Origin of the sequence: Sulfurimicrobium lacus, assembly GCF_011764585.1 — a bacterium.
Classification (GTDB): domain Bacteria; phylum Pseudomonadota; class Gammaproteobacteria; order Burkholderiales; family Sulfuricellaceae; genus Sulfurimicrobium; species Sulfurimicrobium lacus.
The window spans coordinates 1,892,516-1,905,943 of sequence record NZ_AP022853.1; the positions used below are offsets into that span (position 1 = coordinate 1,892,516).

General features: G+C 57.9%; 16 protein-coding genes. 4 read left to right on the top strand and 12 right to left on the bottom strand.

The window, feature by feature from the left end:
* Positions 1 to 145 precede the first annotated feature (145 nt).
* Positions 146 to 1,342 carry an ammonium transporter gene (locus tag SKTS_RS09330; RefSeq protein WP_173063712.1) on the top strand — a complete coding sequence of 399 codons (1,197 nt, stop codon included), beginning with the start codon at positions 146 to 148 and terminating at the stop codon, positions 1,340 to 1,342.
* A 52-nt stretch (positions 1,343 to 1,394) separates the two neighbouring features.
* A complete protein-coding gene (locus tag SKTS_RS09335; RefSeq protein ID WP_173063715.1) occupies positions 1,395 to 2,132 on the top strand; it encodes a YciK family oxidoreductase in 738 nt (245 codons plus the stop codon).
* A gap of 8 nt (positions 2,133 to 2,140) precedes the next feature.
* On the opposite strand, the gene SKTS_RS09340 is transcribed toward SKTS_RS09335, so the two are convergent.
* Positions 2,141 to 2,836, bottom strand: a complete 696-nt coding sequence (locus tag SKTS_RS09340) for an FHA domain-containing protein (RefSeq protein ID WP_173063718.1) — start codon at positions 2,834 to 2,836, stop codon at positions 2,141 to 2,143.
* Between the two features lie 12 nt (positions 2,837 to 2,848).
* Positions 2,849 to 3,655, bottom strand: coding sequence for a Stp1/IreP family PP2C-type Ser/Thr phosphatase (locus SKTS_RS09345; protein WP_173063721.1), 807 nt, complete (start codon positions 3,653 to 3,655; stop codon positions 2,849 to 2,851).
* Between the two features lie 156 nt (positions 3,656 to 3,811).
* On the opposite strand from SKTS_RS09345, the gene SKTS_RS09350 reads away from it, so the two are divergent.
* Both SKTS_RS09350 and SKTS_RS09355 read left to right on the top strand, forming a co-directional pair.
* On the top strand, positions 3,812 to 5,149 hold the full coding sequence (locus SKTS_RS09350; protein WP_173063724.1) for a serine/threonine protein kinase: 1,338 nt from the start codon (positions 3,812 to 3,814) through the stop codon (positions 5,147 to 5,149).
* Positions 5,150 to 5,158: 9 nt separating this feature from the next.
* The gene (locus tag SKTS_RS09355; RefSeq protein ID WP_173063727.1) at positions 5,159 to 5,650 is read left to right on the top strand and encodes a TssQ family T6SS-associated lipoprotein; all 492 of its coding nucleotides are present in this window, start codon (positions 5,159 to 5,161) and stop codon (positions 5,648 to 5,650) included.
* Positions 5,651 to 5,653: 3 nt separating this feature from the next.
* Here the strand turns inward: SKTS_RS09355 and SKTS_RS09360 are convergent, their stop codons facing one another.
* From SKTS_RS09360 to rpsF, 10 genes are all read right to left on the bottom strand, one after another.
* On the bottom strand, positions 5,654 to 6,118 hold the full coding sequence (locus SKTS_RS09360; RefSeq protein ID WP_173063730.1) for a c-type cytochrome: 465 nt from the start codon (positions 6,116 to 6,118) through the stop codon (positions 5,654 to 5,656).
* Between the two features lie 118 nt (positions 6,119 to 6,236).
* A complete protein-coding gene (locus SKTS_RS09365; RefSeq protein WP_173063733.1) occupies positions 6,237 to 6,983 on the bottom strand; it encodes an FHA domain-containing protein in 747 nt (248 codons plus the stop codon).
* Between the two features lie 15 nt (positions 6,984 to 6,998).
* Positions 6,999 to 7,769: a Stp1/IreP family PP2C-type Ser/Thr phosphatase gene (locus SKTS_RS09370; protein ID WP_173063736.1), complete on the bottom strand. Its 771-nt coding sequence runs from the start codon at positions 7,767 to 7,769 to the stop codon at positions 6,999 to 7,001.
* A gap of 3 nt (positions 7,770 to 7,772) precedes the next feature.
* Positions 7,773 to 9,128: a DNA repair protein RadA gene (gene radA / locus SKTS_RS09375; RefSeq protein WP_173063739.1), complete on the bottom strand. Its 1,356-nt coding sequence runs from the start codon at positions 9,126 to 9,128 to the stop codon at positions 7,773 to 7,775.
* A 2-nt stretch (positions 9,129 to 9,130) separates the two neighbouring features.
* Positions 9,131 to 10,195, bottom strand: a complete 1,065-nt coding sequence (alr, locus tag SKTS_RS09380; RefSeq protein WP_173063742.1) for an alanine racemase — start codon at positions 10,193 to 10,195, stop codon at positions 9,131 to 9,133.
* 218 nt (positions 10,196 to 10,413) lie between these two features.
* On the bottom strand, positions 10,414 to 11,775 hold the full coding sequence (dnaB, locus tag SKTS_RS09385) for a replicative DNA helicase (protein WP_173063745.1): 1,362 nt from the start codon (positions 11,773 to 11,775) through the stop codon (positions 10,414 to 10,416).
* A 119-nt stretch (positions 11,776 to 11,894) separates the two neighbouring features.
* Positions 11,895 to 12,344 (bottom strand): 50S ribosomal protein L9, encoded by a 450-nt coding sequence (rplI, locus tag SKTS_RS09390; protein ID WP_173063748.1) that lies wholly within the window; start codon positions 12,342 to 12,344, stop codon positions 11,895 to 11,897.
* A gap of 9 nt (positions 12,345 to 12,353) precedes the next feature.
* Positions 12,354 to 12,581, bottom strand: coding sequence for a 30S ribosomal protein S18 (gene rpsR, locus SKTS_RS09395; protein WP_173063751.1), 228 nt, complete (start codon positions 12,579 to 12,581; stop codon positions 12,354 to 12,356).
* Positions 12,582 to 12,594: 13 nt separating this feature from the next.
* Positions 12,595 to 12,903, bottom strand: a complete 309-nt coding sequence (priB, locus tag SKTS_RS09400) for a primosomal replication protein N (protein WP_173063754.1) — start codon at positions 12,901 to 12,903, stop codon at positions 12,595 to 12,597.
* A complete protein-coding gene (gene rpsF / locus SKTS_RS09405) occupies positions 12,904 to 13,287 on the bottom strand; it encodes a 30S ribosomal protein S6 (protein WP_173063757.1) in 384 nt (127 codons plus the stop codon).
* Between the last annotated feature and the right edge of the window lie 141 nt (positions 13,288 to 13,428).

The following is a 13,428-nucleotide window of genomic DNA, read 5'->3' on the forward strand; positions in this document are numbered from 1 at the left end:
GCTAATGTGATGATGTGCACTCATATGGTGCCATTACTTGTGATAACTATCCATGCGTAATATAAATATATATATAAAACAATGCACATAAAATATGGAATAAATATTGCTTGATGGCGCCGGAACATTTTTGGAGAAAAGAGATATGGAAGACCTGAAGATAGGCGGTGACGTCCTGTTTATTCTGCTGGGGGCGATCATGGTGCTGGCCATGCATGCCGGATTCGCCTTTCTTGAACTGGGTACGGTGCGTAAGAAGAACCAGGTGAACGCGCTGGTGAAAATCCTCAGCGATTTCGCCATTTCCACCATCGCTTATTTCTTCATCGGCTACGGCATTGCCTATGGCATCCATTTCACCGATGGCGCCGACGTCCTGATCCAGCGGGGCGGCTACGAACTGGTCAAGTTTTTCTTCCTGCTGACTTTTGCCGCAGCAATCCCGGCCATCATTTCAGGCGGCATCGCGGAGCGCGCCAGATTCAATCCGCAACTGGCGGCGACTTTCATCCTGGTCGGATTCGTCTACCCGTTCTTCGAAGGTATTGCCTGGAACCATCATTACGGCGTTCAGGAATGGTTGAAAGCAGCGTTCGGCGCCGAGTTCCACGATTTTGCGGGCTCCGTGGTGGTGCATGCCATGGGCGGCTGGATTGCGCTTCCCGCGGTGTTGCTGCTCGGCGCGCGGCGCGGACGGTATAACAAGGACGGCATGATGGCGGCGCATCCGCCTTCCAATATTCCCTTCCTGGCGTTGGGCGCGTGGATTCTGACGGTGGGATGGTTCGGCTTCAACGTCATGTCGGCGCAAACCCTTTCCGCCATCAGCGGGCTGGTGGCGGTGAACTCGCTCATGGCGATGGTGGGCGGTACCATCGCTGCACTGGTCGTCGGCAAGAACGACCCTGGTTTTGTGCATAACGGCCCGCTGGCCGGTTTGGTTGCGGTGTGTGCGGGCTCCGACCTGATGCATCCCATCGGCGCCCTGATTACCGGCGTAGTGGCGGGTGGCATGTTCGTTTACATGTTCATGCAGACGCAGAATAAATGGAAGATCGACGATGTGCTTGGCGTGTGGCCGCTGCACGGCCTGTGTGGGGCCTGGGGTGGCATCGCCGCGGGCATTTTCGGACTCAAGGCTTTGGGTGGCGTGGGCGGCGTGAGCTTTGGCGCGCAACTGATCGGCACCGTGCTGGGAATCGTGATCGCGCTAGCCGGCGGCTTTATCGTCTATGGCCTGATCAGAAAGCTGGTCGGTATCCGCCTCGATCCGGAAGATGAATTTAACGGCGCCGACCTGTCGATTCACAAAATTTCGGCTACCCCGGAGGGGGAAGTTTAATCTGGATTTGGATATCCGCTATAATTCCGCCTTCGGATAGAACGGATTTCCCATGAAAAATTATCAAGCCCCAAAAAACTTGCTCCAGGATCGCGTTGTCCTCGTCACCGGCGCAGGCCAGGGCATCGGTCGCACCGCCGCGCTGGCTTTTGCTGCCCATGGTGCGACGGTGATCCTGCACGGCCGCAATGTGGCGAAGCTCGAAGCGGTGTACGACGAAATTGAGGCGGCAGGTGGCCCCCAGGCGGCAATCTTCCCCCTCGATCTGTATAGCGCAGAGGAAAAGGACTATGAGTCGTTCGCCGGTGGCATACGCGGCCAGTTAGGGCGTCTGGACGGCATTTTGCACAATGCCGCGCATCTCGACACCTTGCACACGCTGGAATCGCACTCGCTGGAGCAATGGCAGGCCTCGATAAAGGTCAACCTGCTGGCGCCTTTTGCGCTGACCCGTGCCTGCCTGCCTCTGCTCAAGGCTGCGCCTGACGCTTCCGTGGTCATGACTTCTGAAACGCATGGGCACACGCCTGCCGCGTTTTGGGGCAGTTTTGCAGTGTCCATGGCAGGCGTGGAAACGATGGTGAAAATGTGGGCGCAAGAACTGGAGCTTTACCCCAACCTGCGCCTCAATGCGATTGTTCCCGGGGCGGTGCAGTCACCGCAGCGCACCAAGACCCACCCCGGCGAGGTAAAGGAATCATTGCCTGAACCTGAAAGCCTCATGCCGCAGTATCTCTATCTGATGGGTGGCGACAGCCGGGGTGTGTCTGGCCAGATCGTCGTCTGCTGATACCTGCTTTACTGCTTCAAGAAAAACTCGAGTTTTTCACCGCCTACCTCGATCTCGTCACCCTCTTGCAGGGTGTACGATTCTTCACTGATCGGGTGCCCGTTTACCAGCGGGTGTTTTCTGCCTTCCACGTGGGTAATGGTGTAGCCGCGTGGGCGGCGGTTGATCACGGCGACTTGCACTCCGCTTTTGCCGAAGGTCGCCAGCGGGCGGTTCAACTCCAGGGTCTGGCCGGCATGGGTGCCCTCCAGGCCTTTGACGCCCCCAAGCGGGAAGGTCGCATTCGCCGCTCGGGCCACGGAAACCGCCGTGTCCACCTGCTCGGCTACCTTTGTTTCGGTGTCGCCATGACCTTTGCCTTGTCTGCGGAGGGGGACCATCATCATGGTGCGGTCGAAATCCACCCCAACCTGGGCTTTCTGGTTCATGTACCTGATCTGGTATCGCCCGATTTCGATCACGTCATTGTTTTGCAAAATGTGCTTCTTGATGACATTTCCGTTGACCAGCGTTCCGTTGGTGCTGCCCAGGTCTTCCAGTATCTGATCGTGGCCGACGGTCAGGATTACGGCGTGTTCCTTGCTGACTGACGAGTCGTCGATCTGCATGTCGTTGTGTGGTTTGCGGCCAATACTGAAGCGGCCTTGTTCAAGGAAGTGATAGCCGAGTACGTCGCCATCCAGACTTAAAACCAGCTTTGCCATTGAGCTTGCCCCTTACTTTAACCAGCCGAACAGACGATCCATCAACCCTTTGCTGGGTTCGATGGCCGGGAACGGCGCGAGTATCTTGATCAGAACCACTGAAATGTTGTCATGGCCGCCATTGTCGTTCGCCATCATCACCAGTTGTCGTGCCGTGAGGGGCAGATTGGCCTGTAGTGCGGTGAGTGCAAGTTCGATATCGGCATCGTCCACCATGTCGTTCAAGCCATCCGAACAAAGCAGGTAAAGGTCGCCTGTTTCGACCGTCTGCTTCTGAGTTTCGTACTCGACTTCCGGTTCGACACCTAGAGCCCGGGTCACCAGGTTGCGGTTGTGGGAAGTTTTTGCATCGTCGGAAGAAATCAGGCCTTGAACCACTTGTTCGTGGAGGATGGAGTGGTCTTGTGTCAGCGCCGTCAGTTTGCCGTGGCGCAGACGATAGAGGCGCGCATCGCCGACATGGGTGAAATGAATATGATTGTCGTGGAACAGGGTGGTCACTAGTGTGGTGCCCATGCCGTGGTACTGAGGATTCGCCTGAGCTGCCTGGTATATGGCTTGGTTGGCTTTCTCGGTGGCGTCGTGCAGTATCAGTGCGGGGAAATCCGGATCGTTTGTCTGCAGCCGGCGTTTGAGCTCCTCCAGCACGATCGAGGCCGCCATGCCGCTGGCAACGTCACCCGCCTTGTAGCCACCCATCCCGTCAGCCACCAGGGCCAGTCCCAGATCCAGTTCGGTGGCGATGGCATCCTCGTTAAATGAACGAACCATGCCGGAATCGGTGGTGGTCGCCACTTCAAGAGCGCTTCGTACGGTCATTCCCTCGTCCCTTATGTTTTTATTTTATTAATTGCTGTATGGAAAATCATGAGCGTGTCATTTTCGCATCCCGCTCTATTTTGAGGCAAGGCTGTTTTGACAGGTAAACGGTAAAATATTCCTTAAATAGGCCTCCAGCTTTTATAATCGCACCCCATGGCTAATAAAAAAATAGGTCGTTACGAAATTCTATCTACGCTTGGCCAAGGGGCCATGGGCGTGGTCTATCGTGCGACCGATCCGCTGCTCGAAAGAACCGTGGCGATCAAGACCATCAGCCTGGAGTTGTCCAAGGACGAGTTCGAAGAATTCGAGCAACGTTTCTATCGTGAAGCGAAATCAGCCGGACGTCTCAACCACCCCAATATCGTCACCATTCATGATGTTGGCAACAACGATGATATTGCCTATATGGCGATGGAGTTTCTGGAGGGGGAGGAGCTGCGGGAAATCCTTGACGCGGGAGGGCTTCTTAGCCCTGACCGCATCGCCACTATCGCCACCCAGGTCGCAGACGGCTTGGCGTTCGCGCATGAACATGGTGTGGTGCATCGCGATATCAAGCCGTCCAACATCATGATTCTGAAGAACGGCGTCGTGAAAATTACCGATTTCGGTATCGCGCTGGTACCCTCGTCTTCTCGTACCATGGCCGGAATGGTCCTGGGTTCGCCCAAATACATGTCTCCCGAGCAGGTTGTGGGCCAGGAGGTGGATGGGCGCTCGGACATTTTTTCGCTTGGGGTGGTGCTGTATGAAATGCTGACGGGCAAGCCGCCCTTCAGCGGCGACAATATCAGCGCCATCATGTTTCGCATCCTCAACGAGATGCCGACCGCCCCCGGAACGCTGAGGCCCGATCTGCCTGAGGCTTTCAACTATATTGTCGCCAAGGCGCTGGCAAAGCATCCGGATGAGCGTTACCAGAGTGCCGGTGAGATGGCGGATGATTTGCGCAGTTACCTGGAATTACAGGTGCCGGCGAATTTCAACACGCTTACGCATGGCAAGCCGCGAACCCTGGAACGCAGATCCAGACCTCGTCAAACTGACGACCAAACCGTGCTGATGGCGGCCGGAACGCTGACGCAACACGTGAGAGTTGATCGCCGTCAGCGAAATAAAGCGCTGCTGGCGGGCGGCGTGGTGGTAATGTTGTTAGCCTCGCTCTGGTTCTTTAATCGTACCTCTCTCGTGCAGCCGGAAGCGCAACCCGTAACTTCCAATGCCATAGCCTTGCCCGCAGGTTCCGCTCCTTCTCCTGCCGCACAGATCGCGCCTCGCTTCGAGGCAACGCTGACATTTGCCATAACGCCGTGGGGCGAGGTTTATGTGGACGGTAAAAACATGGGGGTTACTCCGCCCCTGAACGAACTGAAAGTTGAGGCCGGGAAGCATACGGTCGAAATCCGCAATGCCGGGTTTACGCCTTATATCGAGACGTTCGAGCTCCGGATCGGGGCAACCCGAAAAATCAAACACATATTCAAATAAGTGAAAACGATGCCTGAATCAATTTACCCACGTTTTTTATGTCTAAGCTTGCTGCTGACGATTACGGGCTGTGCTTCGCTGACTGCGCTCAAACCCACGCACAAGGTCGAGGAGGCCCCCGCTGTCCGGAAAGTCGAAAAAACTGAAGAGCCCGGCGCAAAGAAACCTGAATTGCCTGTAGTGAAGAAAGCCGAGGAGGAACTGAGCCTCGGCATCCATAATTACGACGAAGGCAATTACAAAATTGCCGCAGGTAATTTCCAGAATGCTCTGGATGGGGGCCTTGCGTCTATCGGCAATCAAATCACCGCGCACAAATATCTGGCATTCATCTACTGTGTTTCGCGCGAGAGACTGGCGTGCCGCGGCGAATTCAAGCAGGTTCTCAAGCTCAATCCGAAATTTGACTTGACCCCCGCCGAGGCGGGTCATCCCTTATGGGGGCCAGTGTTCCGCGAGGTGAAGGCGGAAGATAGAAGAAAGAAACGCGACAGAAAATAAGTTTCAGGGACCACTGCTGCGGAATTGATCGTGGCATGACTTGCAGCTCTTTTGCACTTCATTCACCGCCGGCCGGATGGTTTCCAGATTGCCGCTCTCCGCTGCTTTGGCGAGCAGGTTTGCCGCGGATTGCAGCTTTTCCTGTGCCTGTTTGAATTCTGCCGGTTTCTGCCATACCTCGGGTTTGGCCCGGGTCGGCGGGTAGTCGCTGTCGGGAGTGAAGTAGACCCATGGCTGCGTTGCCAGCTGTTTCAGTTCCTGGGCGTTGGCGAGGAACTCCTGCCGCTCATACTCTTTGCGGTCACGGGCGACCATGCCCATCGGCTCCAGCGTGCGGACCATCTGTTTGAAAACGGCCTTGCGCTTGGTGACAGGCTGGCCGGGGTGAGTGTCTTTGGGCTCGTTGCAGGCGGTTAGCGCGAACGCGGCAGCAATGGCTATTAGAGATGATGATAATAATCTGGGCATGGATTTATTGACTCTCAGGAAGATGTCCGGAACTCGAAAAAGTATTTGTCGTTTCAAGCAGTAAAGGCCATGAGGCCGAATTATAAGGATTTCGTCCTTACGACAACCTTACTGTCGCCTATTTCAGGGTAAATTCCAGCTGGATTCCGGCGACGTCTATGACATCCCGGTGTTGCAGGCGGTAGGGTAGTGACTTGATTTCGCTACCGTTTACCTGCGGCAATTCCTCGCCTTCGACGATGCCGAGATAATACAGGCCGTCGCGTAATGAGATGGCAACGACCTGAATGCCGGGTTTGCCCAGGGTGGTGACTGGTTTCGACAGTGCCAGCAGTTGGCGGGAGCCGGGGCCGGAAAGGATCCTGATGACGCCCTGGGTGCCGTCGCCCGACGCAATCTCGTCAGCTCCAGTGTTGCCTGCGTCATGGAGAGGTTCGCCAGGGGTGGAGGGGACCAGTTGGGTCAGCTCCGGCATGACCGTAACGGCATCCATGAGCGCAGTCGGATGCTCGGTACGAGGGGCGATCTGGCTCTTCGGTGTGGCGGAAATGGTCTTGCCCGGCGCGCTTTGCGCGGTCGGTTCGCTGATGAAGGTGAATCGGTAAGTGGCGATCTTGATTTCGTCGCCGTCCTGAAGCACGCACTTGTGCACAGTGGCCTGATTGACCTGGGTGCCGTTGGTGCTGTGCAGGTCTTCCAGAAAGGAGTCGCTGCCGAGCGTGATGATGACTGCGTGGTTGCCACTGACTGCCGAGCCATCCAGGTGGATATCGTTATGCGCCTTGCGCCCGATGGTAATGCGCTCGCGATCGAGCGCGATTTCCCGGTCGGCGCCGTTTGTTTCGTGTAAAACCAGTTTCGACATGCTTTGCGTCTGTCCTTACAAAACCCGAGCCACGACGGCGGAAATATTGTCATAACCGCCGTTTTCGTTGGCTTTATGTACCAGTAGCCGTGCCACCTCGTGCGCGTCGTCGCAATTGGCATCCAGGATGGTGACCATTTCATCGTATGTGAGCATATCGTAACATCCGTCCGAACAGAGCAGAAAGATATCCCCGGACTGACTGGCTACTTCACGCATATCGACTTCCACCACCGGGTCGACGCCCAGCGCGCGCGTCAATATGCCGCGATGCTCGGAGTAGGGCGCTTCCTCGCGTGTGATTTCGCCGTTATCGATCTGCTGCTGGATGACGGTATGATCAATCGTGAGCAGCGATAATACCCGGTTGCGCCACAGGAAGATGCGCGAATCGCCGATGTGCGCAAGTGTTACCCGGTTCTCGTGGAAGTAGGCTGCCAGCAGCGTGGTGCCCATGCCGTGGTGCTCGGGCTGCTGTTGCGCAGCTTCATAAACGGTCTGGTTGGCCTGGCTCACCGCTGCGTAGAGCTTCAAAACCGGGTCGCTGATGTTCCTGGTCCATTCCGCTTCGCGCCAGTGGGGGGCGAGCGGTTGGCGGAATACATCGAGAACGGTGCTGACGGCCAGATTGCTGGCAACCTCACCACCTTCATAGCCGCCCATGCCGTCCGCCAGAAGGGCCAGTCCCATGACCTCATCCCAGGCAATTGCATCTTCGTTGCCTTGCCTGACACGTCCGATGTCGCTGGTGCCTGCAAATTTCCATCGTAATGGTGCTGTCGCCATGCGTTAACTCCTGGAGTAGGACACGGCCTGTTCGAGCCGGTCCACAGCGGTGATTTCCATGCCGGGGATGCTCTGCTTGGGCATGTTTCCCTTGGGGATCACGGCGTGAGTGAAACCCAGCTTGGCCGCTTCCCGCAGGCGTTCCTGGCCGCGTTGCACCGGCCGGACTTCGCCGGCCAAGCCGATTTCGCCGAACACCACCAGTTTGGCGGGAAGCGGCCGGTTCTTGAGCGACGAGACGATGGCCAGCAGTACCGCCAGATCCGCTGCGGGCTCGGTGATTTTAACTCCGCCCACGGCATTGACGAATACGTCCTGGTCGAAGCAGGCAATCCCTGCATGGCGGTGCAGCACCGCCAGCAGCATGGCCAGGCGGTTCTGCTCCAGCCCGACCGACAGGCGGCGCGGGTTGGGTGCGTGGGCCTCGTCCACCAGCGCCTGGATTTCCACCAGCAAGGGCCGCGTCCCTTCCTGCGTGACCATGACGCAGGAGCCCGCCACTTCCTGCACATGATGCGAGAGGAACAGCGCCGAAGGGTTGCTCACCTCGCGCAAGCCTTTCTCGGTCATGGCGAACACGCCGAGTTCGTTGACAGCGCCGAAGCGGTTCTTGAAGGCGCGCACCAGGCGGAAGCTGGAGTTGCTGTCGCCCTCGAAGTACAGCACCGTATCCACGATGTGTTCGAGCACGCGCGGCCCGGCCAGCGCGCCTTCCTTGGTGACGTGACCGACCAGGATCACCGCCGTGCCCGATTGCTTGGCGAAGCGCGTCAACTGGGCCGCGCATTCGCGCACCTGTGCCACGCTGCCGGGGGCGGACTGCAGCGCTTCGGAATAGACCGTCTGGATCGAGTCGATAACCGCCATTTCGGGTTTCTGCGCCGTCAGCGTGGCGATGATCTTTTCCAGATTGATCTCGGCCAGCAGTTGCACCGACTTGGCGTCAAGCGCCAGGCGTTTCGCCCGGGAGGCGATCTGCTGCGCCGATTCCTCGCCGCTGACGTAAAGCACATCGTGCTGGCCGCTCAGGTGGCACAGCGCCTGCAGCAGGAGGGTGGATTTTCCGATGCCAGGGTCGCCGCCGATCAGTACCACGCCGCCCTGCACCAGGCCGCCGCCCAGCACGCGGTCGAACTCGGCGATGCCGGTCGGTTGGCGCGGGACTTCCTGGGCTTCGACTTCGCCCAGACTCTGGACCTTGCTGCTCACGGCGAGGGCGTTATAGCGGTTGGTGGTGGCGCTTTCCGCGATAGTCTCCACCAGCGTGTTCCATGCCATGCAGTGGGGACACTGGCCCTGCCACTTGGGCGACTGGCCGCCGCATTCGGTGCAGGTGTAAAGTGATTTGGCTTTTGCCATGGCTATGCTGCTTCCAGCATGGGCACCCGCTGTGCCACCGCGCACAGCAGTTCATAGCTGATGGTTCCGGCGGCAGCAGCAACGTCTTCCACCGGCATGCCTTCTCCCCACAGGGTGACCGGCGTGCCGACATTCGCCTCGGGAATATTGCTCAAGTCAACCGTCAGCATGTCCATGGACACGCGACCGATAACGCGGCTGCGCTGGCCGTTAACCAGTAGCGGCGTGCCGGTCGGCGCATGGCGCGGGTAGCCGTCGGCATAGCCGCAAGCGACTACGCCGATGCGCATGTCGCATGGGGCCTGGAATGTGCCGCCGTAACCGACTTCATCCCCGGCCTTGATGTTGCGCAGCGCGATGACTTCGCTGCTGAGAGTCATTGCGGGGTGCAGGCCGAGTTCTGCGGCGCTTTGCGGGGGAAGCGGCGAAGCCCCATAGAGCATGATGCCGGGGCGTACCCAGTCGGCATGCGTTTGCGGATAGCTCAGCAGCGCAGCGGAGTTGGCCATGCTGCGGGGTAGTTCGGCGTGCCGGCTGATAGCATTGAAGCAGGTGAGCTGTCCGGCGATGCCTTCGCTTTCATCGGCGCGGGCGAAATGGGTCATCAGCGTCGGGGTCGCACCTGCATGCTGCAGGGCATCTAGGGCAGCGGGAAATTCGCTTGCCTGGAATCCCAGGCGGTTCATGCCGCTGTTGGCCTTGAGCCAGAGCGGAATGTTCACTGCCGACGAGAAGCGCAGCAAGGCGTCAATTTGCCACTGGGCATGAACAACGGTCGCTATCCGGTGTTGCGTAAGCAGGGGCAGTTCATCTGCTGTGAAGAAGCCTTCCAGCAACAGGATTTCCTGCGTAAACCCTGCTTCACGCAAAGTGACTGCTTCCTGCACGTTGAGCACGGCAAAACCGTCCGCTGCCGCCAGTGCACGAGCGACGCGCAGCATGCCGTGACCGTAGCCGTTGGCCTTGATGACCGCCAGTACGCGTGCATGAGTAGCGTGGTGCCGCGCCACGTCAAGGTTATGAGACAGGGCGGAAAGGTGGATGGTGGCGCGAATGGGGCGGGACATGGGTTTAAAAAAGTGAACTCGCGCAGCGAGCCTGCATCCACCTCTCCCGCATGCGGGGGAGGGCAGGGGTGGGGGAAACGGTCATGGCAAGTTTCATGATCAGGGATAGCACGGCCATGAGCGTTAGTAATCACCGCCATGCGCATAATTGTGGCTACGGCATAACATTTCGCTGCGCAAAATATGAGCCTCCACCGAAATGATGCGCATGGTGCTCATCAATAGTCCCCATGCGCATAATTTTCGAAGCGCGTGTATTCGCCGATGAAGGTCATGCGCACCGTGCCGATCGGGCCGTTACGCTGCTTGCCGATGATGATTTCGGCCGTGCCCTTTTCCTGCGTGTCGGGGTTGTAGACCTCGTCGCGGTAGATGAACAGGATCACGTCGGCGTCCTGCTCGATGGCGCCGGATTCACGCAGGTCGGACATGACCGGCCGCTTGTTGGGGCGCTGTTCCAGGCTGCGGTTGAGCTGGGAGAGCGCAATCACCGGTACTTCCAGTTCTTTCGCCAGCGCCTTGAGCGAGCGGGAAATCTCGGAGATTTCCGTGGCGCGGTTGTCGCCGCCGCCGCTGCCGCTCATGAGTTGCAGGTAGTCGATGATGATCAGGCCCAGCTTGCCGCACTGGCGATGCAGGCGGCGCGCCCGTGCGCGCAGTTCGAGCGCTGTCAGCGCGGCGCTTTCGTCGATGTGGATCGGCGCGTCGTTGAGCTTACCCACGGCGTTGGTGAGGCGTAGCCAGTCCTCGTCCTGGAGCCTGCCAGTACGGATTTTTTGCTGATCCAGCTTGCCCACCGAGCCGATCATACGCATCGCCAGCTGGGCGCCGCCCATTTCCATACTGAAGATCGCCACCGGCAGGCCGGTGTTGAGGGCGACATTCTCGCCGATATTGATGGAAAAGGCGGTTTTCCCCATACTGGGCCGGCCGGCCACGATGATCAGATCCCCCGGCTGAAGGCCGGAGGTCTTTTGGTCCAGGTCGTGAAAGCCGGTGGGAATGCCGGTCACTTCGTCGGGGTTGTCGCGCTGGAACAGCTCGTCGATTTTTTCCACCACCTGGATCAGCAGCGGCTGTATCTCTACAAACCCCTGCTTGCCGCGCGCATTGGATTCGGCAATTTCGAAAACCTTGCTCTCGGCTTCATCCAGCAACTGTCCGGCGTTGCGGCCGAGCGGATTGTAGGCGCTGTCGGCAATCGTCGTGCCCACCTCGGCCAGTTTGCGCATGACGCCACGGTCGCGCACGATCTCGGCATAACGCTTGATGTTGGATGCGCTCGGCGTATTCTGGGCCAGTGCGGCGAGATAGGCGAGGCCGCCGGCATTACCCAGCTCGGCACTGTTTTCCAGTGTTTCGGAAACGGTGATCACGTCCGCCGGCTTGCCGCCTTCGAGCAGTCGGAAGATATGGCGAAAAATCAGGCGGTGATCGTGGCGGTAGAAGTCGCTTTCCGCTATCACGTCCGCGATCCTGTCCCACGCGCTGTTATCGAGCAGCAGGCCGCCAAGAACCGATTGTTCGGCCTCGATGGAGTGAGGAGGTAGCTTGATGGCGTCGAGTTGGGCGTCGCTCATGGATTTCGTTTTACCAAACCAAAACCGGAAGTTTCCCGGTTCGATGAAAAATTATCAAGGCTGTTGCGGAAACAAAAAAAGGGCTGTCGCCAGCCCTTTTCCTGTCATTGCGGGGTCGCTCAGGCTTCTGCTACGACCGATATCGTAATGGTTGCCGTCACGTCGGTGTGCAGGGACAGATCGACAGACGATTCGCCGACGATTTTCAGGGGGCCATTCGGCAGGCGAACTTCCGATTTCGCTACATCGAAACCTTGCGCCTTGAGCGCTTCGGAAATGTCGCCAGTCGTCACGGAGCCGAACAGACGGCCATCCACGCCTGCCTTTTGGGCGATGCGGATGGTAGCGCCGTTGATTTTCTCGGCACGGGCTTGCGCCTGGACCAGAATTTCAGCCTGCGCTTTTTCCAGTTCTGCACGCTTGGCCTGGAATTCAGCCAGGTTGGCTTCCGTCGCGCGCTTGGCTTTCTTTTGCGGGATCAGAAAATTGCGACCATAGCCGTCCTTGACTTTGACGACATCGCCCAGTTGACCCAGTTTGGCCAGTTTTTCCAGAAGAATAACTTGCATGATCTCTCCTTAATGCTGGTCAGTGTAGGGCATCAGGGCCAGGAAGCGGGCGCGCTTGATAGCGGTGCCCAGCTGGCGCTGGTAGCGGGCTTTGGTCCCGGTGATACGGGCCGGAATGATCTTGCCGTTCTCGGAGATGAAGTCCTTGAGCAGTTCCACATCCTTGTAATCGATTTCCTTGATGCCTTCAACGGTGAAGCGGCAGAAGCGCTTGCGCCGGAACATTTGACGTGCCATTTTAAATACCTCTTTAACTATAACTATCGGTTAATTCAATTCTGTTTGCGTGCAAAACCAGGTGCGAGCTGTTGCGGCTTTTCTTGGCCAGAAATCCCTGCACATTCAATCCATCCCCAATTTTGCAGCGGGATGTCTGTTGTGCCAGGTCGCCCATGGCCATCACATTAACTTCACATTCAACTTCGCGTTCCATGCCGGCTTCTACCTGCTTTGAGCGATGACCGAGGGTCAGGTTCAGCGCGGGGATGCCGGCCGGTGTAAAGCGCAGCGGATCAAGTGCAACGATCTGGCCGCTCAGCACAACCCGGTTGTCAGGCACTTAGGCCGCAGCGGCAGGTGCTGAGGCGGCTGCAGGTGCGTCACCCGGTTGCAGCGAACGCGATTTTTCTTCCTTCATCATGGGGGAAGGAGTCGTTTGCGCTTCCTTCATGCTCACCATGAGATAGCGCAGCACGGCATCGTTGAAGCGGAATGCATGCTCAAGCTCGTCCAGGGTTTCCTGGTCGCATTCGATGTTCATCAGCACGTAGTGGGCTTTGTGGATTTTCTGGATCGGGTAGGCTAGCTGGCGGCGTCCCCAGTCTTCGAGGCGATGGATATGGCCGCTTTTGGCGGTAACCATGCCGCGGTAGCGTTCGACCATGCCCGGGACCTGTTCACTCTGATCGGGATGGACGATAAAAACGATTTCATAATGTCGCATGCACACTCCTTTTGGATTAGAGCCTTCCGCCATGCGGGACGGTAAGGCAAGGTGGGAAAACCGCAGATTGTACCAAAATTCGCAGAACAATCAAATCACTGTGATAAAACGCCAGTTCTCGCGGGGCGCGAACATGGCGCA